Origin of the sequence: Exiguobacterium sp. s140 (assembly GCF_018617035.1) — a bacterium.
Taxonomy (GTDB): Bacteria; Bacillota; Bacilli; order Exiguobacteriales; family Exiguobacteriaceae; genus Exiguobacterium; species Exiguobacterium profundum.
Genome location: NZ_JACSJK010000002.1, coordinates 449,629 through 473,438 on the forward strand (window position 1 = coordinate 449,629; position 23,810 = coordinate 473,438).

Sequence of the window (23,810 nt, forward strand, 5' to 3'; positions counted from 1 at the left end):
TAAAATCAAACAGAAACTGTGAGGAATATCATGAAACCTTTGTATACACGATTATCGATCGGCGTGTTGAGCGGGATGCTCCTGTTCGCCCCGGTCACGGCTGAAGCAACGGCAAACTCGGACTTTAACGCCCGTGTCGCCCCGTCGACGACGCTCCTAGAAATGAAAGACAAGAAGTTAGTCCCGCTCCAGAAGACGAACGCGACGAAAGAGTATCGCATCGTCCGCCCGTCCGGTTGGTATTATCTGGCCATGTCAGGCGGCAAACGCATTTACGTGAAGAAGAGTCAAGCCGAGGTCGTCCCGGCCCGCTCGTTGACGAAATCACGGATCCAATCGGCGACGAACCGTCCGCTCATTCATACATACATGAAAGAGACCGATGCCCACATCCCGTATGAGTATGCTCGCTTGACGACCGAAGATGCGAAAATGTATGCGGATCAGGCACTCGCCGGCAATTGGTACATCCCGGCGGAGCCGAAACAATTGTCCGTACCGAACATCGACACGTTCAATTGGCATAAAGACGTCCCGGATGTCAACAATGACTCGTTCCCGTTCCAAATCCACTACATGACGGTGTTGAACCAATTGACGCAGGCGTATAACGACTCGGGCGACCTCGCCTATCTCAAATATGGCGAGCGTCTCGTCAAAAGCTGGACGAAAGCGCATCCGGCCTATAACTATAAACGACTCAAGTGGGGATACAACGACCAGGGCACTGCGCTCCGCGTCTTCCATCTATTGAACTTCTGGGACGTGTACAAGCAGACGTCGCTCAACAAAGACCCGGCGTTCACCGAGCTCATCTTGAAGACGCTGTACGAGCATGGCGAGATTTTAGCATCCGCTGACTTCTATAAAAAAGAGCACAACCATGGAATCTTCCAAGACATGGCGCTCACGGCGATTGCACAGACGTTCCCAGAGTTCGACAAGAGCAAGACGTGGCAGTCGCTCGCGAGCTCGCGCCTTCAGGCCCAACTCGCCTTTAGCATCTCGCCTGACGGGGTCCATCTGGAGCATTCACCGTACTACCACGTATATGTGTATGAAACGTTGTCGCAGTTTATCGAATGGGCCGACGCCAACGCCTTCGTCTTGCCGTCGCGGTCGGGATATATCGAGAAGATGCCGGACCAGCTCACCTATATGTTGAAGCCGAACCGGACGCTCCCGATCTTCGGTGATACGACTGGTTATTTAAAAGATATGAACATTATTCCAAAGACCGAGAACTATCCGGAACTCTCCTACGCCGTCAGTGGCGGGGCAGAGGGGACGGTGCCGCAACTGTTGACGAAACAACTCGGCGACCAGTACAGCTTCATGCGCGAATATTGGTCACGTCCACCAGAGTCGTTCTCGGGAGCGACCCAAGTGATGATGACGGCGGGGTATCATAGTACCGGTCACAAGCACGCCGATGACTTGAGCATCGATCTGTACGGGCTCGCCCGTGACTTCATCGTCGAGACGGGACGCTTTGGCTACTCGAAGGACCCACGACGCCGGGAAGTGTTCAAGGTCGAGGCGCACAACACCGTGCACCGCTATGGGGAAAATCTTGACTTGAGTAAAAGTATGGTCGGCAAGAGCCGAATCGTATCGGTCGAGGACAAGGGCGATACGAGTATCGCCATCGGAGAAAGTGCCCTCGTCGGGAAAGGTGCGACTCATCGCCGGACGCTTGTCTATGACAAGGCGAAGACGCTCGTCGTCTACGACAAGATCACTTCGCCGACTCCGGACATGTTCGTGCAGCGATTCCATCTCGGCGACGGCTTGAAGCCATACGCCGGTTCGACGGACGCGCAGAACGTGACGTTCCGGGATGACAAGCGCCGGACGATCCAGTTGATGCAGCTCGAGACGGACGAAGAGTCGTACATGTCGATTCAGCCGAGTCACTTGTCTGTCCGCAACTTCGAATGGAAGCCGCGTGAACAAGTCGTCTCGATCGAGTATGGGGATGACGTCCGTTACCTCACGCTCATCCGGATTGACCGGACGAGCACGTCGATCGTCGACGCCTCGTTAGCCGAGCAACCGGAGCAATACGTCGTCACGTATACGCTCTCGAACGGCACGACGAATACGATCAACGTACCAAAATGAGCAGGGCCCAGCGAAAGCTGGGCTTTTTTGTGTGAACGACTGGGTAACTCTTGAATCCCACCATTTGCTAAGGTAGAATTTTCAAGTATAACAAATGACAAGTGAGGGAACGAATGGAACATTCAATCGCAAGACTCGTCGCCCAATTTGGTGGCTCGCTCGCGGCACGGGGGAGCCACGGGTGGGACGTCGTCATCTCGGCGGGGACGATGTGTTATCAGTGGAAAGGAAGACGGGTCGTACCGGAGGCGCGACTCGAGAAGACCGGGACGGGTCGGCTCATACGCCCGTACGGTCGTTATTACGTCGTTCGTCTTGACGGCAGACAGACGCTCGTCTCAGCGTCCGATACGATGCTCGTCATGACGCGCCCGCTCACGAAAGCGAGGCTGTCCGACCGGATGGACCGCCTGCTCGTGCATCAGTACATCCAGGACAAGCGGCCGATCGCCCCGTATCGATATGAGCGATTGACGGACGACCAGGCCGTTCGCTTTGCGGACGGTGTCTTACAAGGCGACTGGTACATTCCGGCAGCACCCGACGCGTTACGTGTCGCGGACGTCGCCACGTTCGATTGGGATCAGATGGTGCCGCGGGTGGACAACAACTCCTTTTACCTCCAGCTCCATTATTTGACGACCGTCCATCAGCTGACCCGTGCCTTCGAGGTGACGGGAGAGACGGCTTATGTGGAACACGCCGCCCGTATCGTCGATAGTTGGCATACACGTCATCCTGCATTCACGGTCAGTCGGAAACGTGAGGCGTACCATGAGCACGGCACGGCGATCCGTGTGTTCCATCTGCTCGGATTCTTTGAGGCGTACCGCTGTGCACCGATCGAACGTGACCCATCCATGACCGAGAAGCTGTTGAAGATGCTGTACGATCATGCCGTCTTGTTGGCGACGCCGACGTTTTATCGGCCGCGCCATAATCACGGGCTGTTCCAGAACATGGCGCTCTTCGCCATCGCCTCCTGTTTCCCAGAGTTCGACCGGAGCCCGGAATGGGAACGGGTCGCCCGCGCGCGTCTCGATGCCCAGCTCGATTCGAGTCTCGCCACAGACGGGACCCATCTCGAACATTCGCCGGGCTATCACGTGTACGTCTATCATATGTTGAGCCGCTTCGTCGACTGGGCGAACGTGAACGGCTTCCCGTTATCCGACCGGTTTGACGTCATCGACGCGATGCCGGACCGCCTCGTCCATCTGATCAAGCCGAATCGGACCCTCCCGATGGTCGGCGACACGGGCGGACAGATTCGGGGACGGCATCTGATTCCGGACGTCGAGTCACATCCGTCACTCGCTTACGCGTTGAGCGGGGGAGGGGAAGGGGTTTGTCCGTCTGAACGGATGGTGAACCTCGGCTCGAACTATGCCGTCATGCGTGAATATTGGACCCATGTAAAGCGTCCCTTCAGTGATGCGACCTATATTTTGATGACGGCGGGCTATCACGGTGCGGCCCACAAGCATGCGGACGACCTGAGCCTCGAACTGTATGGGCTCGGGCGTGATTTCATCGTCGAGACGGGGCGATATGGGTATGCGGACTGCGAGGAACGCTTGGAGGCGATGCGCGTCACGTCACACAACACGGTGCATCGCCTCGGGGACGAGCTCGATTTGTCGGTCGAGCGGGTCGGAGAAAGTGGGATTGTATCTGTTGAACCGACTGGAAAGCAGGTGATGGCGACAGGGGTGAGCCGTCTCATCGGAAAAGAGGCCCTCCACACTCGGAAGGTCGTCTACGATCAAGCGCGGACGCTCGTCGTCTTCGACCGCATCACGTCACCAGAACCGGATTTGTTCGTTCAGCGCTTCCATGTGGCGCCGGGGCTCGACCTCGTCGAAGGGTCGCCGGAGTCCCAAAACGTCCGGTTCATGGATGCGTCGAATCGCGCCATGCAGATCGTCCAACTCATGACAGGGGAAGAATCGTATATGACGATCGAAGAAAGTCACGTGTCGGCTCGTGATTTCGAATGGGTGAGTCGTCCACAGGTCGTATCCATCGAATGTGGCACGGACGTCCGCTTCTTGACCCTCATCCGACTCGACCGGACGCATTCTCGCATCGTGAAGACGCAAGTGGAAGAAACAGGGGATAGGTACATCGTCTCATATTGGCTTGAGAGCGGGACGAAGCACGTCATCCGAATTCCGTATTGACTCGATTATAAAAAAATCAGACGAATTTGAGTTTTTCCTTGATGATTTTTGCCAACAATATTACAATAATTGTATAAGAATCATGTATATCATTTACATATGCGAAAATGTTTGGATGATGATAGGGATAAAGTCATGCATTCTTTTGAACTAGTTCTAGGCAAAACGCATGAAGGAGGACCTAATGAGTCGCAAGGAAAGACGGATGAAAAAGAGAATGATGAGTGGGCTTCAGGTAACGCTTGTCGCGATGTTGCTGGTGGCGGGGGTGTTTTGGACGCGCGCGGCGGACGATGCGGAAGCGAATGACTTCATTCTTCCGTCCACGACCGGCGAACAGTTGACGTTCAGCGGGATGGCGCTTCGCCTCGACCCGAAAAGAGGACCGTACATTCATGGGAATGCTTCCCATTACCCACGTGGATTTAAAGAAGTGTATATCGATCAAAACCGCGGTTATTTGACGGTCAAGCGGGACCGCTTCGACTCGGTCGTCTCGATCATCACGGACCCGGACGAGACGCTCACGGCCCGTGGAATCACCATCGGTTCATCAGGTGGTGGCGTCATTACGAACTTATATTTCTATAAAGACGGGCGCCTGCTCAATTTGGCGGACCCGAACGATTACGCGATTATAGCGGGCGTATACTCAAACGTCTGGTTGACGATCATCAGTCAGCCGAACGGACAATGACATCCTCAGCCGAGGATGTCATTTTTTGTAGGCTTCACTTGTAGACGGCGTCTTTGTAGCCGAATGATCGGATCGTGAGGTTGTTCAATCGTTTCGCTCCGTGCATCTCAAAGATGATGGTTTCGGACGATTTCCATCCTCCGAGGTTGATCTTGTCCGTTGAGACCGGACCCCCATCTCGATAGTTTGCGTTCACATCGACGGAGAAGAAGTGAGTGTTTCGTAACCATTCCTTGTCACTCGAACGGATGGCGACATACGTCCGATATCCGGATTCGATCACTTTCGCCTCAAAGGCAGGCGGCTCTTTCTGATAGGCAGAGAGCGGTTTGTCATTGATGGAGACGAGTTCGATTCGAGATTCCGGGTAGTTCGGACGCTCGACTGCTTTCGTTTCCATGACGAGGCTACGAGTCGTATTGCCGTCGATGGTGACGAGTCGAATCGATCCGACAGGGAAATCGTACACAAACGTCTGATCTTTCTCCTGGCTGATATACCATTCTTTCTTCTCGATGAGTGGACGTTTGAAACGGATTGACTGCAATGTGCCATCCGCGACCATTGCGGTGACAGCACGTGTATATTGATTGTAATAAGAAGCGTTGTCGACATGGTCATGGAACGTCTGGATTTTCAGTTGAGAATCTGACGTATGCACGTAGGCCGGTGTCGTCTGTTTCGTCGTCATGACCGCATCGACGAGACGGACGATGTCTTTCAGGTCGGTCGCCGAGTTGACGAGGCGTTTGCTCGGTCCAGCCGCCTCATTTTGGCGAAGTGCCGTCACATAGTCGCCGACACGCGCTGTCGTGTAGGGAATGTTCAACGTGTCGAGAGTAGCCGTGACCGATGCTTCGTTCACGTTCGAGAACATCTTGTCGATGGCGAGTTCGGCTTTCCCCATTTTCTTCCCGCGAATCGTCTTCGATGGCTTGATCGAACCGATGACGCCGTTCTTTCCTCCGAGGACATGCGTCTTCGTCGGTGCCGCGACGGTACGGACTTTGAGCGTGCTCGTCCCGCGTACGACGACATCTGTGTTGCGGATGTTCAAGAAGCCGACCTCTCCTGTATACCGAACAGGAATCTCATATGAATATTCCGTATCTTTTGAGATGTCCCACCGTTCGATTGTTCCTTTTCCGGCGATCTGGACTTCCCCTGCCGTATGGAGTTGCTCGATCTGACCGTTCAAGGTGAGTTTTTGTACCTCACCATCGATTGCAGGGTCATGCGCATGTGCGTTCGCGACGACTTGACGGAGCGGTCCTGCCGTCGTCAAGGTGAAGTTCGGTGACATCGGATTCCAAGGGATGTATAAGCTGTCGATCCGACTCGCTGCCGCTTTGTCGATGACGAGCGAGCTGGCAGGTTGACCGAGCGGGAAGAAACTGAGCTGTTTCCAACCGATCAACGTACGGTCCTTTGTTTTCGGTACGACTAGCATGCTTTTAAGTGCCGTGCCGTTCTTTTGGAAGAATGGCTTGAGTGCTGGGTCGATCTTGTAGCTGGTCCCGGAGATACTAACGATGTCCGTGCCCTTATAGCTCATGACTTCGTTCATATCATAGGAAGCAATCGGTGTCTCGAGCGGCATGACGGACCGCATGGAGAGATACCCCTTCGTTTTACCGATTTGGACGTGGGCCCAAGAGTTCGTCTTGCTGAGGAGCGCGACTTTCGTGTTCGTCTTCACGGTCATCAAGGTCTTGGCCCCTTTTTGCGTAGACGCCTTCAGTGGGGTGGATTGGACTGTCTTATACGACGGTGATGCCGCCTCGACGGACTGCATCCCGAACAGGACGACGAATAATAGACTAAAACCTAACAATTTTTTATACATAAATGTACCTCCTTCTTTCTAGAAACCATTATATCCCAAATGGTTTTGCCATCTCTCGCCTATTTGTCATAAAGAGGGAATCGTTTTTTGTGGAAATTGTAAAAAGGTTAAAAATCTTCAATTTGTGATTGTTTATTGGACGCGTTTCCGGTACGTTAGAACTAGAGCGAATTGTACATATGGGGGAAAAACGGACGACTTTGGGGCAATGAGATTACATATAAGTCGAACGATGTAAGCGCTTTCCTCTATGTGTCTTGTTCGCAAATCCGAAAGGGGAACTGGACATGGCAAAGAAATCATCACGTAAACTGTATACAGCGCTTGCCGTAGCCGCTGTATCGACGGCATCACTCACGCCAGCTGCTGTCACAGAAGCTGCACCGAAAGCATCGGTCGTCAAGGCGAAGTCAGGGTATGTATACAAAGGAGATTTGGATGCAGCACTCGACGCTACATATAAAGGGGCGCCAATCTACTGGTACAAATCAAGCGTTGACCTCGAGAAGCTCGGCACGTTCCAAACAGCACGTGGGATCGTAAAAGGAAAAGGCATGTACATCGAGAAACGTGTACGCGTCCTCGATCATCCACTTGAAATCCTTCCGCCGTCTGAGCCACTCGTGTTCAAACAAGGGAAGCCAGCAGTCGGAATCGTGAAGCAAGATGTGCGTTTCGCGAGCGGCACTTACGAAAAACCAGTTCGTTGGAGCGGGATCAACACAGATGAAGTCGGCGAATTCGTCGCGACGGCTACATACACGAACCGCGGAAAAACGATCACACTCGAAGTTCCATATAAAGTAGAAGGATACAAGCTCTCGATCATGCACACGAACGACACGCACGCAGCGCTCAAGTACGCACCGAACCGTGCGACAGCCATCATGCAAGTTCGTGCCGAGAAGCCAGATAGCCTCTTGATCGACGCAGGGGACGTCTTCTCAGGATCGCTCTACTTCAACGAGTTCAAAGGTCAAGCCGACCTCAAACTCATGAACTACATGAAATACGACTTGATGGTGCCAGGTAACCACGAATTCGACCTTGGTACGGAACAAGGACATAAAGAACTTTCTGACTTCGTCCGCTATGCGAACTTCCCGTTCGTCAGCTCGAACGTGGACTATTCAAAAGACCAATACATGAAGAACTTGTACCGCAACGAAACGACGGATAAGGCGTATAACGGTCGTTTGTATGAAGGAGTCATCAAAGTGGTCGACGGCAAGAAGGTCGGATTCTTCGGTTTGACAACAGAAGAGACGGCTACAATCGCTAGCCCAGGGCCAATCGAATTCCAAAACTACATCACAGAAGCACAAAAAGCAGTCGATGCGTTCGAAGAGATGGGTGTCGACCAAATCGTTGCGGTCTCACACCTTGGATATAACGACAACCCAGCATTCGACAACGACTTGTTGCTTGCTGAAAACGTAGACGGGATCGATATCATCGTCGGTGGACACACGCACGCTCGTTTGAGTGAGCCGGTCCTCATCACTGCAGGGAAAACAGAACCGACGGTCATCGTTCAAGCGGACCAATATAGCAATTTCCTCGGAACGGTTGATGTCGAGTTCGACAAAGACGGGAAAGTCATCAAGCATGCAGGTAGCTTGATTGACGTGAAAGCACTTCAGCCGGATCCATACGCGGTCTCACTTCTCGCACCGTTCAAAGAAGTGGTTGATGCGATTAGTGAAGATCCAATCGGTGTGTCTCTTACAGCGCCACTCGATAACCCACGTGACAAAGGTGATGAAACAGCACCGAGTGTCCGTAAAAATGAGACAGCCCTCGGTAACTTGATCACAGATGGCATGCTCGCGAAAGCGAAAGAATATGATTCTGCTGTCATCGGTGCCGTTCAAAACGGTGGTGGAATCCGTGAAGCAATCGATGCAGGTCCTGTCACGACAGGTGAAGTGTTAACGACACTTCCATTCGGAAACACGCTCGCCATCATGGACTTGAAAGGTAGCGAATTGAAAGCGGCCTTCGAGCGTAGTGTTGGCATTTACCCGGTCGAGAACGGTGGATTCCTCCACGTTTCTGGATTCAAAGTGTTGTTCGACAGCTCGAAACCGGCTGGCGAGCGCATTGTTAGCTTGGAATACAATAACGGCTCAGAATTCGTAGTAGTAGATGATGCGACGAGCTATAAAGTCGCAACGAACTTCTTCACAGCGCAAGGTGGAGACAACTACGCTGAGTTCAAGAAAGCATTTGATGAAGGCCGCGTCAATGACCTCGGTCTCATCGACTGGGAAAACTTCCGCGATCACTTGATCAGCCTCGGTGAAGAAGTCACACCGGCTGTTGAAGGACGGATCGTCGACGTCAATGCTGCAGAGTAAGTGAATAATGGTTTTAGGGACGAATTTCTAAAGAGAAATTGCCCTGTGACTATCGATGGACACTCGTTTCAAGCTACTTGGAACGGGTGTCTATTTTATTGAGGTGCTTCAATCAAATTACTTTTATATCAAGTTGTTCAATAAGTAGAAGAGCGGGTATAATATAATTAAGTTTCGTTTGTTTCGTTTGTTTCGAAAGTGAGGATGAGATGTATGCTGAAAGATTACAAAAATCATAAAGATGACATCATGAAGGTGCTTGAACGGGATGCTCAACTTGAAAAAATAGAAGTCGCCACTGAATTGAATAATGACCTAAAGCGTCAAAGTGCTGTTCGCCGTGCAATCAATGCGCTTAAAGAATATGAGCAAAGCCTTGATATCAAATTGTCAGAACGAGAAGAAGCAATCGTGAGTCAATACACCGTTTCAGAAAACCTCATTCATCTGTTGCCGAAATATCTTACTGTAACTGAGGTCGGAAAATTACTCTCTATCTCTCCTCAAATGGTAAGGCGGAAGTGTATGGCAAATGAAATTGAAGCGCATCGTACATTGAACGGGAAAGGGAAATGGCGAATCCCTTCCTCACAATTTGTGAGTCATCCTGACTTAGAAGAACTTTTGCTTGAACTTCAAGAACAACGACGATCGTCCGAACGACTCGCTTCTGTATTATTACAGGACGTCGATGAAGTGAAAGAGTGAAATGATGATTGTTAAATACGTGATTGATACGAATGTGATTCGAGATTTGAGTGCGCGTTCTAATGACGTTGAGGCACAAAAACATCAGAAGCAGTGTCAACACTTTTGGAAAAAAATCAAAGAGGATTCTAATGCGATTTTGATGATTCCTGAAGAGGTGAAAGTTGAACTGGATGTACAACTATTGGCAGAAATCCCGCCGAAACCGAATGAACGCTAACGTATTCTCGATGCTGTGAACGATTGTCAAATCGTCTATGAGAAAAGTACGCGTGAAATTGAGAATAAGTTGAGGGAGTTAAGCGCCATTCTAAAAGCTAAATATGGGTCGCGCATTCATGAAGAATGTCAACTCACACCGCAACACATGCAAGTGTCGGATGCGAGGATTCTGAGTGCAGCTTATGAGCAAGATGCGATATTAGTGACACGGAATATCAAAGATTTCATTTTATATCTATTCTTGTCCGAAGCGGATGAAGAGGTTCTTTATGATACGGGTAGGGGCGAATATCTATCTGTCTCTACTGAATTGCATGAGGCAGTACTGTCAGATGAAGAATTCTCAGCAAGACTAGAAGATTTCTTTGAGATTTGGAATCAACTTGATTAGACGTTTTGACATGTCATCATTATGAGTGAGGTATTCCTCGAGACGGATCCATTTATGGGTCCGTCTTTTTATATAGAACGCCGGCCCGCACATTTGTCATCAAATTGCGACCGACATGTAACTCTGTTAAGATACGATAAGATGAAGAAATACTGATTACTTAAAAAAGGTGGAGCGGACGTATGGATGTAAAAGCGACGCTACGCGACGTGCAAAAGCATATCGCGTGGTTAAAAGAAGAAAAAGAACGAGTCAACCGAAAAGAGGCATTGGTTGGGGATGACTTGATTACCTTAGATGAACTTCCTTCTTTGTCGAGACAGGCGCAACGCCCGCGTCTAGATGACAAGCTGTTCGAGGAACAACAAACCGCATTACAGGCAGAGCTCGAAGCAGCTCGGAAACGCCTCCCAGCACTTGATGTGACACGCATCCAGTCGAACGGGAGCAGTTTTTATGAGAAGGCGAATGTGCATGTCGCGTTCGTCGGACCGGTCAAGCGGGCCAAAGAGCTCGAACGTCTTTGTCACACCCATTACTTTGAGAACGTGACAGGCTTTTTAGAGTTGCTTGAAGCAGAAGACATCGATTTCCTGCTCATCTCGGCAGCGCTCACAGAAGATGAGACGACGGCCTTCCATCACATGGGGACGCCACGCTCGCACTCTCGTCACTGGCTCGGAAACTTGATTCGCAAGGCGAAACAAAAGGAGATCCGTGTCGTCTTCGAAACGACACTCGATACGAATCATTTCGACCGCTTCTCTTCACTTGCCGCACAATGTGATTACATCTTCACGGCAAACGAGGAGCGTGTGACGGAATATATGGAAGAAGCCGGGCATGAACGGGTCTTCGTCATCCGTCCGGGAGTCGACCCGCTTCACGTCAATCCGATCGGGATGACTCGCGGCAAGGTAGACCGTGTCGTCGTGACGAACCGTTTTCCCGTCCAGCGGTTCGCAAAAGATTTGGAGACGCTCGCGCAAGGCGTTCGCGATGCGAACAAAGAACTCTATGTGATGCGTGAGGCGAATGAGTCGAAAGCGTCACTCGCACCGAAGTCGCTTCAAGATGTCCTCGTCCATGGGGACCCTGAGGATATGGAGAAGCTGAAAGAGACATCGAATTGGGTGCTTCACGTCAATGAAGTGAAGAACAGCCCGACGATGAGCGCGCAAGCCATCTATGAGGCACAGGCTCGCGGGCAACTCGTCTTGACGAATTACAACGTCGCCGTCAACAACGACTTCCCGAACGTGTTCATCGCCACAAGCGTCTTGGACGCCCAAGGGATTTTAGAGATGTTTAAGACGGACGAAGAGCGTCTCGAGCATCAACTGTCTGGTGTCCGGACCATCTTCTCGAACCATACGATGTACGACCGATTCAGTGAGATGTTGTTCACTCTCGGCATCCACCATGAAATCCGTCGCGACGTCCTCGTCATCGGTCGCGGTGATGTGACGGCGACACGTGAACAGTTCGAGCGTCAGTCGTATCCACACAAGCGCTTCGTCGCCGAAGCGGATCTACAAGAAGTCGACCTACGTACAGCCGACTTTGTGACCGTGTTTGACGACCGTCATCACTATCTCGACTACTATGTGGAAGACTTAGTCAACGCCTTCAAATACACGGACGTCTCGTTCGTGACGAAAGGGCAGGACACCATCCATGAGTTCGTGGAAGACTATGCTGACGTGGCCTTGACGATGTTCGCGGCTAGTCACGTATCGCTTGAGACGCTTCGGAACGACCAACGCGTCGAAGGTCAAGGCTATGCCATCGATCATTTCGAACTGCTCGCCCCAGACGACGTGCTCGTCCCGAACGAACCAGGTGACTATCAGCTTTCGATGATCGTCCCGATTTATAACAACGGTCGCTATCTATACAACAAGTGTTTCTCGAGTCTTCGCCGTAGCTCGATGTTTGAAGACATGGAGATCTGGCTCGTCGACGACGGTTCCACGGACCAAGAGACGATCGGCTATATCGAACGTCTCGTCCGGAAGTATCCGAACGTCTACACGTATTCGTTCAACGACGGCGGTAGCGGGAGCGCCTCACGTCCACGCAACAAAGGGGTGGAGCTTGCGACGACGCCATACATCGCCTTCCTTGACCCGGACAATGAAGCGGTCAACGACGGCTATGCGGCACTGTTCCGTGTCATGCAAGAAGATGACACGCTCGACCTCTCTGTCGGAAGCATGTTGAAGCTTGCGAACCGTGAAGCGATGATCGAACTCGAAGACCTCGAGAAGGATGGCATTCGCGTCATCGAAGACCCGAGAGGGTACTTGCTTGAGCATAACTTCAAGGTGCAGAGTATCCAGACGATGGTCATCAAAAAAGACTTCATCCAGAAGCATGATTTGAAACAAGTCATCGGTGCGGTCGGGCAAGACTCACTCTTCTTCCAAGAGATGTTCCTCAACGCAGGACGCGTCGCTCTGCTCGACTTGACGATCCATGACTATTACGCGGCCGTCGCCGGTTCGACGGTCAACACGATCACGAAGAAGTACTTTACGAAGTGTGTCATCCGGGAGACGGCACGGGCGAAAGCGTTCGCCCGCGAAGGTGTACTCGACCAATACCGCTCGACTCGATTCGAACGGTTCTTCTCGATGTGGTACCTCGTCTTCTTACGCCGCAGCAAGCCAGAAGAATTCTTCGAAAACGCCGGAATGCTTTATGAAATCATCGAACAGTATCGTCCGATGGAACTAGAGACGCCGATCGTGAAACAGTTCGTCGACTTATATGAATCAGGACAAAAAGAAGAATTGAAGCGTCTCTATTTTGACGCATACTTGTGAGGTGAGACCATGAGCAATGAACTAGAAAAAGAAATCGGATTGTTGAAACAGCGAATCAAACTTCAAGAAGAGGAGATTCGTCATCTGAAGCACGATGAACGATTGTTGCGACAAAAACATCGTCGCCTCGTCCAAAAGTATGGCGACCTTCTCTATACGTTCGAATGGACCGTCCAGGCGTTTGAAAAGAAAGAACAAGCGCTCACGGACGTGAAACGTAAGTATGAAGTGGTGAATAAGAAGTATCGTCGCCTTGTGCAGTCGAAAGCCGGTAAAGCGATTTTGAAGGCACAGGCGGTTGCACGACGCATTCGCAAATAAAGAATCGAGCTCGAAAGACTCGATGATTTGGAGGATATGAGGATGGATTGGCAGAAAAAAGCACGTCGCGCCGCTTACCTTGGGGTACAACGGTCGAAGCGACTCGGTCGTAAAGTGTTGAACAAACGCCCGAACAAATCGCATCAACTACGTGAACTCGTACCGAACTGGTATACACGCTCACCTTACGTACACGTTGAAGGGACGGACCTTGTCTTCTCTGGGGACGAGCCGGTCACCATCACGTACCGACCGAACGCGAGTTCAGATATCATCTCGGTGAACGACCTCGTCGAATCAGGTCAAAAGACGTTCACGGCTATGATGCGTGTCAAATCGCGTGAAGGCTTGATGCCAACGTTGACGTTAGAAGTCGTGCGTAAAGGCGGACGTACTCGTTACGTGACGGTGCAGGACGGCGATCAGGTCGATGTGACGCTCGGCATGGGTGAACAAATCGTCCGGGCTCATCTTGAAGTCAACGGGGCAGGAGCGTTCAGCCTCGTCGAGCTCACGCTCGGGACGCTCTCGCTTTGGACGGTGGAAGGGACGGCCGCGAACATTTCGGTCGACGCCTTTGACTTCCGCTATCCGCTCACGGCGGCGTCACTCCGGTCGCTCAAGCCACAGAGTGAGATTGCTCACTTCGATGGGGATACGCTCGTCGTGCGCGCCGAAGGGAATCAATATACGCACTATGGCGTCGACGAGGTTGCGCTCCCACACGTCGATACGGCACGTGGCATCGACTTCGAGACGGGTGATATGGATGATGACTTGTATCGGTTCTATTTAAAAGGAGACCGTACGGGGACAGCGGACGCGTCGCTATTCATTGCGACGTATACGGTGTCAGGACAAGACCGTCTGATCGAGGTGCCACTTGGACTGAGCGGTATCGTCCGCATCGCACCGTCACACCGTTCCATCCGCTATTTCATCCGCGTGAACGGGTCAGGGCAGCTTGAGAACTTGAATATCGGAATGATTCGCGAGAAGAGTGTCCGCCGTGAAGACGTCTTGTCCCTCAAACCGGACATGTGGACGATCCCAGCACCCGACCTCATCAAATTGAAGAGTCGAGATGACCAACTCGTCGTCCAGTTGAAAGGCGAGGACGATCAGCGTCGCTACATCTCGTATGCCGAGATGAACAACAGCTTCAAACTGCTCCCGACAGAGTTCCCGTATGAAGTGAAGGCGAACAGTCGTTACCGTGTCACGCTCGACGGTGTGGCCGATGAAGGGGCGAACGTCGTCCTCTACATCATCGCCTACTCGGCGACGGAGCGTCAGATCATGCAACAGGTTCAAATCGGAAGCGAGAAAGTCTTCTATTTTGACCGAGGCATCCGCTTCCTTCGTTTCGCCCTACGTGTCGACGGTGTCGGAGAGGCTCGGGTCGACCGCATCCGTGTCGCGGAAGAACTCGTCAGCGACGGTACAGAAAACCCGACGTGGATGGACGTGCGCGAGGCGCGCTTCTTCGCACCGGTCCCGCGTGAGCTTCATGAACTGAAAGTCGCGGCCATCTTCGATGAGTTCACGATGGCATCCTACAAACCAGAGTGCCAGCTCATCACTTTCACACCGGACAACTGGAAGACGGTGCTCCTCGATGAGCAACCGGACGTCCTCGTCGTCGAATCGGCGTGGAAAGGGAACGCCGGCGCCTGGGAGAAGAAAATCGTCAAATATGGCACGAACACGTGGGAAGAGCTCGACGCGCTTCTCGCTTGGTGCCGTTATCACAATATCCCGACCGTCTTTTGGAACAAAGAAGACCCGATTCACTACGACCGTTTCATCGAGACGGCGAAGCGATTCGACTATGTGTATACGACCGACATGAACCGTGTCCCGAATTATAAAGAAGATTGTGGGCATGACCGGGTCGATGCGTTACCGTTCGCGGCCCAGCCGAAAGAGCATAACCCAATCCGCTTACCGGGGACTCGTGAGCCGTATGCGTGTTTCGCCGGTTCGTATTATGCGAACCGTCACGAATCGCGTAAAGCCGACATGGACCGCTTGTTCGCGGCGGCGGATAAGTACGGTCTTGCCATTTACGACCGCAACTATGCGATCAACCAACGCGGGGAGAGCGACCAGCTCCAATTCCCGGAACAGTTCCGTCACGCCATTCGCGGCAGTTTGAAGTACAACCAGATTGCCAAGGCGTATAAAGGGTATAAAGTCATGTTGAACGTCAACTCGGTCAACGATTCACCAACGATGTTCTCACGTCGTGTCTTCGAAGGACTCGCCTGCGCGACACCGGTCGTCAGCACCCGTTCGGTCGGGGTTGACGCCATGCTTGGCGATTACGTCTTCCTCGACGATGGGGAGTCAGACTTAGATGAGACGTTCCGCCGCTTGATGACGGATGACTCGTTCTATGAGGACATCGCGATGCGTGGGATGCGCCACGTGTTGACGTATCACACGTACACGCAACGTCTGGCGAAGATCGTCCAAGACGTCGGTATCCCGTACCGCGTCGACCACGAGAAGATTGCCGTCGTCGCCTTCATCAAGTCGCGCGAAGAGGCAGAACGCGTCGTCGCCCAGTTCGAGGCACAGAACTATGAGCATAAACACCTCATGATGTTCCTCGATAAGTTCGAGGATCACATCGACGTGTACAACACGTACAACACGCCATCGATCTCGACGTATATGCGCAGCTACTTGACGCACTATACCTCGTTCACAGAGATGGTCGAGTCGTACGATTGGGTCGCCCATTTGAAGTCGGACGATTATTACGGTCCGAACTACTTGAGCGATTATCTGCTCGCGGCACGCTATGCGGAAGCGGATGTCCTCACGAAAGAGGATTACTATGCGTATGACGGCAAGCTCGTCAAACAGGACCATGACGAGTCGTATCGTTATGTGTTTGACGCGACACCGTCCCGCTCGATCGTGCAGCCGTCGGCACTCCGCTTCTATACGGTCGAGGAGGCGCTCCACATCTTTGAAGCGGACGAGAGTTTGAACGAACTCGCTCGTTCCGGCAAACGCATCTTCAGTGTCGACCCGTATCAATATGTGAAAGCCGGTGCCGCCATGGATGAAGCGGACCGTCAGGAGGTAACGTTATGACGAAGCAACCGCTACGGATCCTCGTATACGGGGACGTCAATTTGAACTTGATCGACGGCTCGGCCATCTGGCTCACGTCGGTCGTGCATATGTTGAACCAGGACCCGAACATCGAGGTCGACGTGCTCTTGAAGCGCTCGATCGTGAAACCAGAAGTGACGGCGTCGATCAAACAGCTCGACCGCGTCCGCTTCATCGACGTCTTCACGGAAGACTCGACGAAGAAAGACGAGCCGTACTATGAGAAGAAGGTGCTCCAGCCGGAAGAGGCGGCCCAACTCATCCACGAGCTCGTCGAGACGAAACAGTATGACATGACGTTCATCCGTGGGTTCCAGCTCGCCTATGCGCTCTCCGACTATGAACATACGATGAAAAAGACGTGGACTTATCTCACGGATTTCACGCATGATTCATCGGCCGCGTCACAGGAAGAGTTGGCACGTTTGAAGAAGATTGCGGACCGCTCGGCGCGCATGCTCTGTCAGACGGCGGAGATGAAGGCGTACTTCGAGACGTTTTTACAGACGCCGAAGCCGTTCCTCATCTTGAACCCGATGATCCCGAACATGCGCGAGGCGACGCCGACGTTCAAGCGTCAGGCGAAACGTCTCGTCTATACTGGAAAGTTCGCGCCGCTCTGGTACTCGGCTGAAATTCTTGACGCGCTCGAGAAGGTACGGGTCCGGATGCCGGACGTCGAGTTGAAGGTGGCGGGGGACAAGTTCAACCAAGACCCGAACAACCCGAACTTCCGTAAAGAAGTGACACATCGTCTCCAAACGGACGAAGGGGTCCACTGGTTGAAAGGCATTCCGCGTGCGGACGTCGAGACGCTCATTGAAGAGAGCGACATCGGCATCTCGTGGCGCCACCCGGACCTTGACGACAGCCTCGAGTTGTCGACGAAGCTCCTCGAATATGGGGCGCTCGGGAAGCCGGTCCTTCTCAACCGCAACAAGATGCACGAGATGTTGCTCGGGTCGAGCTACCCGCTCTTCGTCAACTCGGAAGATGAGTTCATCGAAAAGGTCGAGCTCGCCTTCACACATCCGGCCATCTACAAGGATGCGGCGGAACGTCTCTACAATATGGCGAAAAACTACACGTTCGCCAGCACGTTCGAACGCCTCCGTGATGCGGTTTGGGAGATGCAGAAGACGACGATTCTCTTCGCCGGTCACGACTTGAAGTTCATCCGTATGTTCATGGAACGCTTTGAGGCCGACCCGAGCTACCGGGTCCTCATCGACCAGTGGGACGGACATAAGATTCATGATGTGAATCACAGTAAGGCGTGTCTCGCGCAAGCAGACGTCATTTTCTGTGAGTGGGGCCTCGGCAACGCCGTCTGGTACTCGCAACACAAGTTGCCGCATCAGCGTCTCATCGTCCGAATTCACCGTCAGGAGAAAGAGACACCATTTCCACGGGAATATGCGCTCGACAACATCGACCGTATCATTCTCGTCTCACCGTATATGTTAGAAGAAATGCATCGTCTCTTCGGGATTCCGCGTCACCAGATGACGGTCATCTACAACGCCGTCGACGCGGACAAGCTCGACAAACCGAAACAGGCAGACGATTTGACGTTCCGTCTCGGTATGATCGGCATGAACCCGAAACTGAAGCGTCCGGACCTCGCGCTCGACGTCCTCGAAGAGCTGCTGAAGACGGACAAACGGTACCAGCTCCACTTCAAAGGACACCATCCAAAAGATGTCTATTGGATTGGGAAGCGCGAAGAGGAGAGCGCGTACTACGAGGCGTTACTGAAACGCATCGAGGAGTCGGACCTTCGTGACCACGTCCATTTCGATGGACACGGCAATGACGTCGACACATGGCTCCAATCAATCGGCTTCGTCTTCTCGACGAGTGACTTGGAAAGTTTCCATCTCGCACCGGCCGAAGCGATGGCCGCAGGGTCTTATCCGCTCATCCGTCACTGGACGGGCGCGGAGACGATTTACCCGGACGAACTGCTCGTCACGGATACGATGGAATTTGTTGACACAATCCTTTCTTATAAAGAAGAGAACGAGAAGCTGATGGCGGACGCAAAAGCCTATCAGGCGTATGCCCGTAAACATTTCGCGCTCGATCGTCTCTATCGAGAGATGGAACAAATCATTTCAGGCAAAACACACGAACAATTTTCGACGATATTGTCATGAAAATGTAATTGCACCGAAGAATTGTTCAAGAGTATAATGAGTATTGTTTTATTATCGAATGTGAAATAAAATGATGGACAATGCGCTATTTAAAAAGCGCGTCAAAACATTTGGAGGTTACCACACAATGAAAGTATGTACAGTAGGTCTTGGATATATCGGATTACCGACATCGGCTGTCTTTGCGAACTATGGCGTCGACGTCGTCGGAGTCGATATTTCACAACATGTTGTTGATAAATTGAACCGTGGAGAGATCCACATTGAAGAGCCAGGTCTCGGCGAAATGGTCGCAGACGTCGTGGCAAAAGGGAAGTTCCGTGCATCACTCTCACCAGAGAAAGCAGATGCCTTCATCATCGCGGTCCCAACACCGAACAACGACGACGAGCACAAATCATGTGACTTGACGTACGTCTTAGATGCGACACGCAAAGTGTTGCCATTCGTTGAAAAAGGCAACGTCATCATCGTTGAGTCGACAATCGCACCACGTACGATGGACGACTTCGTCAAACCACTCGTCGAGGAAGCTGGATTCACTGTCGGTGAAGACATCTATCTCGTACACTGCCCAGAGCGCGTATTGCCTGGACAAATCCTTCATGAGCTCGTGCACAACAACCGCATCGTCGGTGGAATCACGACAGAATGTGCAGAAGCAGGCGCACGCGTCTACGGTACATTCGTTGAAGGTGAAATCGTGAAAACGGATGCGAAGACGGCAGAAATGTCGAAACTCATGGAAAACACGTTCCGTGACGTTAACATCGCACTCGCGAACGAACTCGCAAAAGTATGTAACGACTTGGACATCAACGTTCTTGACGTCATCGAGATGGCGAACAAGCACCCACGTGTCAACTTGCACAGCCCAGGCCCAGGTGTCGGTGGACACTGTCTCGCGGTCGACCCGTACTTCATCGTCGCGAAATCACCTGACCTCGCGAAAATCATCAACTTGTCACGTGAGACGAACGTCTCGATGCCACACTACGTTGCAGACAACGTTCAGAAGTTGACTGCTGGAATCGAAGACGCGAAAGTCGCGGTCTTTGGTGTGACATACAAAGGAAACGTCGACGACATGCGTGAGAGCCCAGCGGTTGAAATCGCTGAAATCTTGCTTGACCGTGGCGTGAACATCTCTGTTCACGACTCACACGTTGAAAAATCAACATCAAGCCGTTTCGAGCTCGTTTCAAAAGAAGAAGCACTCAAAGACGCGGATCTCGTCCTCGTATTGGTTGACCACAACGAGTTCAAAGTCCTCGACTTCGCAGAGCTCAAGTCAACGATGCGTCGTCCGATGATCTTCGACACACGTAACATCGTGAAACCAGAAGGTGAAGACGTAGCGGTCGTCAACTACGGCAACCTCTACAAATATACAAAGGAAACGAATCTCGTTCTTTGATTCAGGTGAATGAACATGTTTAAATCCGCGAAAGCTATTCTTTCAGAGCTAAAGTCGAGCTTGTACTTGATTTTCCGTCTCGCCACGTATGAGACGCGAAGCAACAACTCGATGCAGTACCTCGGATTTTTATGGGAGTTCGTGACACCGTTATTGCAGATTGGAGTTTACTGGTTCGTATTTGGATTTGGTATTCGAAGCGGCAGGCCGATTGATGGCGTGCCGTTTCTGCCATGGTTGGTCGCAGGGATTGTCGTCTGGTTCTTCATTGCCTCGGCGATCACCTCGACGGCCCGATCCGTCTATTCGAAAATCGGCATGGTCTCCAAAATGAGCTTCCCAATCTCGACGATTCCGGCATACGTCTTGCTCGCACTCTTCTATCGCCACGTGGCGCTAGTCGGTGTCTCGTTTATCTTGATGTGGGCATTCGGATTCCCGATGGGGCTACATTCGCTCTGGTTTATCTACTTGGCGTTCAGTGCGCTCGCACTACTGTACTCGCTCGCCTTGATTACGTCCGCGCTCACGACAATCGTGCGCGATCTTCAAAACCTTCTTCAGTCGATGATGCGGATGTTGATGTATTTGACACCGATTTTTTGGGTGCCGCCGGCGAAGCTCGCGAATATCCTACAAATCAATCCGCTCTATTATTTAGTCGAAGGATATCGGTCGATGTTCCTCGGAACCGACTGGTTGGCGACTAACTGGGCTTACGGTCTCTATTACTGGGCCATCGTCTTCGTTCTCTTCTTCGTCGGGTCGATGATTCATTTGCGTTTCCGTCGACACTTCATCGATTACATTTGAGGAGGACCTTATGTACCAGGTTAAATTTGAAAACGTATCGAAACGATATACGCTTTATAACAAGCAATCTGATAAGCTGAAGGAGATCTTCTTCAGTAAAGCAGGGGGCAAACAGTTTTACGCGCTCCGCAATGTCACGTTTGAAGTTCCACCCGGGGAAGTGGTCGGGATTATCGGGATCAACGGGTCAGGGAAGTCGACGATGTCGAACTTGCTGGCTGACGTGATGCCGCCGACGCACGGGAAAATCGAACTTCACGGAAAGACGGCGTTGATTGCGATCTCTTCTGGTTTGAACGGTAACTTGACGGGGCTCGAGAACATCGAGCTCAAAGGCTTGATGCTCGGGATGACGAAACAGGAGATTATCGACTTGACACCGGCCATCATTGAGTTCGCCGATATCGGCGACTTCATCAATCAGCCAGTCAAAACGTACTCGAGCGGGATGAAGTCCCGTCTCGGATTCGCCATCTCGATCAACGTCGACCCGGACATCCTCGTCATCGATGAGGCGCTCTCGGTCGGGGACCAAACGTTCACCGACAAGTGTCTCGCCAAGATGAACGAGTTCAAAGACCGTGGGAAGACGATCTTCTTCATCAGTCACTCGGTCTCACAAGTTCGCCAATTCTGTACGCTCGGCCTTTGGCTCGAGTTTGGAGAAGTGCGCGAATATGGACCGGTCGATGAAGTCGTTCGGGAGTACAATAAGTTTTTGAAATGGTTCCGCAACTTGTCAAAAGAGCAACAAGACTCGTTTAAAGCCGATAAGCTCAAACGTCGTACGACGGTCGTCGATGCGACGGAGCTCGGAGAGACGTATATCTTACCGCCTTTGACAGAAGAACAACTACAAACACGCCATTCGTCGGTCGCTGTATCGAACGAAGCGTGAGCAATTGGGAGGAGGAAGCACGGCGAAGTCAGACCGTGCGAAACGACCTATGAAAAAAGTCATGACCGTCTTTGGGACGCGACCAGAAGCCATCAAAATGGCACCACTCGTACTTGAGTTGAAAAAACGTGAAGGGGTAGAACCGATTGTCGTCGTGACAGCGCAGCACCGTCAAATGCTTGACCAAGTGCTCGAGTTGTTCGAAATCAAACCGGACTACGACCTCGATATCATGAAAGACAAGCAGACGCTTTACGATGTCACGTCACGTGTATTGAAAGGGATGGGCGAGGTCATCGCTGAAACGAAGCCAGATATCGTGTTGGTCCACGGGGACACAACGACGACATTCGCGGCATCACTCGCAGCTTTCTACAACCAAGTCGCAGTCGGTCACGTTGAGGCTGGCCTGCGCACACACAATAAATATTCACCATTCCCGGAAGAGATGAACCGCCAATTGACGGGTGTCATGGCCGACCTTCATTTCGCACCGACGGAAACGTCGCGTGACAACCTCCTTCGTGAAGGCAAGAATGAAGAGATGATCTTCGTCACAGGGAACACGGCAATCGACGCACTCAAAACGACAGTCCGTGACGACTATGCGAGCGAGTTGCTCGACAGCATCCGTTCACAAGGTCGTCGCCTCGTCATGTTGACGGCGCACCGTCGTGAGAACTTGGGTGAGCCGATGCGCAACATGTTCCGTGCGGTCCGTCGCTTGATCGAGAAGTATGATGACATCGAAGTCGTGTATCCGGTCCACATGAACCCGGTCGTTCGTGAACTCGCTAACGAGATTCTTCACGATGTCGAACGTGTCCACTTGATTGAACCGCTCGACGTCTTCGACTTCCACAACTATGCGGCGACGTCGCACTTGATCTTAACGGATTCAGGTGGCGTACAAGAAGAAGCACCATCTCTCGGTGTACCTGTCCTCGTCCTTCGTGACACGACAGAACGTCCAGAAGGTGTGGCTGCAGGAACGCTCAAACTCGCAGGGATCGAAGAAGAGAACATCTTCTCACTCGCGGATGAGCTCTTGTCTGACGAAACGGCATACAAAGCGATGTCACAAGCATCGAACCCGTACGGTGATGGTGAGGCGTCACGTCGAATCGTCGATGCTATCCTTGCCAACTAAATGAAAGCGAATAGAGTTGTTTTGTGCCCAGCACAGCAACTCTTTTCTGTATCATCATCCTAACGATTCGGAGGTGCTTGTATGTCAACGAAGCGAATTCGTCCGGCGATTTATCATTACTATCCGCGCGGACCGCATAAAAACCATATGTCGATGCGCGAAGAAGAATACAAGACAGAAGTCACATTTTTACCACAAGCGTTAACGGACTCGATTTACGTCCAATTGTTTGATTTGAAGTTTGAGATTCCACCGTCAAAAATCTTTTTGGCAGACGCCAAAATGGATGAAGGGGACGAGATGGAAATGAAGACTGCCGTTTACGTCGAAGGCGATCGCACCGTTCGATTTGAACTGTACGTCATGCAATACTCAGATGAGGAGCGTCTTTCGAACAAACGTTTCTCGCTCACGTTGAATCCGGGGATGAATCCGATTGAAGAAGTCGTGAAACAGGTGGAAGGCGCCAAGTATTTCAAGATGTCGTACAAATACATCGTCGAGACGCTTGACCCGATCACAGTACGATTCGATGACCTCTATGTAACGTTCCGCTGAACGGAG

Annotated in this window: 17 protein-coding genes; 16 read left to right on the forward strand and 1 reads right to left on the reverse strand. The window is 51.9% G+C overall.

The genetic code is table 11. The features are described from left to right. The first annotated feature begins 30 nt into the window (after positions 1-30). From KNO61_RS10380 to KNO61_RS10390, 3 genes are all read left to right on the forward strand, one after another. Positions 31-2,124, forward strand: coding sequence for a heparinase II/III family protein (locus KNO61_RS10380; protein ID WP_214873183.1), 2,094 nt, complete (start codon positions 31-33; stop codon positions 2,122-2,124). 113 nt (positions 2,125-2,237) lie between these two features. Then, positions 2,238-4,307, forward strand: a complete 2,070-nt coding sequence (locus KNO61_RS10385) for a heparinase II/III family protein (protein WP_214873185.1) — start codon at positions 2,238-2,240, stop codon at positions 4,305-4,307. 184 nt (positions 4,308-4,491) lie between these two features. Then, a complete protein-coding gene (locus KNO61_RS10390; RefSeq protein WP_214873187.1) occupies positions 4,492-5,004 on the forward strand; it encodes a hypothetical protein in 513 nt (170 codons plus the stop codon). 34 nt (positions 5,005-5,038) lie between these two features. Here the strand turns inward: KNO61_RS10390 and KNO61_RS10395 are convergent, their stop codons facing one another. After that, on the reverse strand, positions 5,039-6,850 hold the full coding sequence (locus KNO61_RS10395; RefSeq protein WP_214873189.1) for a hypothetical protein: 1,812 nt from the start codon (positions 6,848-6,850) through the stop codon (positions 5,039-5,041). Between the two features lie 287 nt (positions 6,851-7,137). Between KNO61_RS10395 and KNO61_RS10400 the strand changes: the two genes are divergently transcribed. The 13 genes from KNO61_RS10400 (at position 7,138) to KNO61_RS10460 (ending at position 23,804) form a co-directional block, all read left to right on the forward strand. Then, on the forward strand, positions 7,138-9,210 hold the full coding sequence (locus KNO61_RS10400; protein ID WP_214873192.1) for a bifunctional metallophosphatase/5'-nucleotidase: 2,073 nt from the start codon (positions 7,138-7,140) through the stop codon (positions 9,208-9,210). A gap of 213 nt (positions 9,211-9,423) precedes the next feature. Further along, entirely contained in the window at positions 9,424-9,918 is a 495-nt protein-coding gene (locus KNO61_RS10405) for a helix-turn-helix domain-containing protein (RefSeq protein WP_168169861.1), read from the forward strand. Between the two features lie 4 nt (positions 9,919-9,922). Then, positions 9,923-10,138, forward strand: coding sequence for a PIN domain-containing protein (locus KNO61_RS10410; protein ID WP_214811131.1), 216 nt, complete (start codon positions 9,923-9,925; stop codon positions 10,136-10,138). A gap of 69 nt (positions 10,139-10,207) precedes the next feature. Then, positions 10,208-10,531 carry a PIN domain-containing protein gene (locus KNO61_RS10415; RefSeq protein WP_214873195.1) on the forward strand — a complete coding sequence of 108 codons (324 nt, stop codon included), beginning with the start codon at positions 10,208-10,210 and terminating at the stop codon, positions 10,529-10,531. Positions 10,532-10,713: 182 nt separating this feature from the next. Then, positions 10,714-13,359 (forward strand): glycosyltransferase, encoded by a 2,646-nt coding sequence (locus KNO61_RS10420; RefSeq protein WP_214873197.1) that lies wholly within the window; start codon positions 10,714-10,716, stop codon positions 13,357-13,359. A gap of 9 nt (positions 13,360-13,368) precedes the next feature. After that, the gene (locus KNO61_RS10425; RefSeq protein ID WP_012727114.1) at positions 13,369-13,680 is read left to right on the forward strand and encodes a hypothetical protein; all 312 of its coding nucleotides are present in this window, start codon (positions 13,369-13,371) and stop codon (positions 13,678-13,680) included. Positions 13,681-13,722: 42 nt separating this feature from the next. Next, a complete protein-coding gene (locus KNO61_RS10430) occupies positions 13,723-16,788 on the forward strand; it encodes a CgeB family protein (protein WP_214873199.1) in 3,066 nt (1,021 codons plus the stop codon). After that, positions 16,785-18,968 carry a glycosyltransferase gene (locus tag KNO61_RS10435; RefSeq protein WP_214687345.1) on the forward strand — a complete coding sequence of 728 codons (2,184 nt, stop codon included), beginning with the start codon at positions 16,785-16,787 and terminating at the stop codon, positions 18,966-18,968. The genes KNO61_RS10430 and KNO61_RS10435 overlap by 4 nt, the downstream gene beginning before the upstream one ends. A 127-nt stretch (positions 18,969-19,095) precedes the next feature. Continuing rightward, on the forward strand, positions 19,096-20,385 hold the full coding sequence (locus KNO61_RS10440; protein WP_012727111.1) for a nucleotide sugar dehydrogenase: 1,290 nt from the start codon (positions 19,096-19,098) through the stop codon (positions 20,383-20,385). A gap of 15 nt (positions 20,386-20,400) precedes the next feature. Further along, positions 20,401-21,198: an ABC transporter permease gene (locus KNO61_RS10445; RefSeq protein WP_012727110.1), complete on the forward strand. Its 798-nt coding sequence runs from the start codon at positions 20,401-20,403 to the stop codon at positions 21,196-21,198. 10 nt (positions 21,199-21,208) lie between these two features. Next, on the forward strand, positions 21,209-22,096 hold the full coding sequence (tagH, locus tag KNO61_RS10450) for a teichoic acids export ABC transporter ATP-binding subunit TagH (RefSeq protein ID WP_012727109.1): 888 nt from the start codon (positions 21,209-21,211) through the stop codon (positions 22,094-22,096). A 49-nt stretch (positions 22,097-22,145) separates the two neighbouring features. Further along, on the forward strand, positions 22,146-23,246 hold the full coding sequence (gene wecB, locus KNO61_RS10455; RefSeq protein WP_012727108.1) for a non-hydrolyzing UDP-N-acetylglucosamine 2-epimerase: 1,101 nt from the start codon (positions 22,146-22,148) through the stop codon (positions 23,244-23,246). Positions 23,247-23,327: 81 nt separating this feature from the next. Continuing rightward, a complete protein-coding gene (locus tag KNO61_RS10460) occupies positions 23,328-23,804 on the forward strand; it encodes a hypothetical protein (RefSeq protein ID WP_214734358.1) in 477 nt (158 codons plus the stop codon). Positions 23,805-23,810 lie beyond the last annotated feature (6 nt).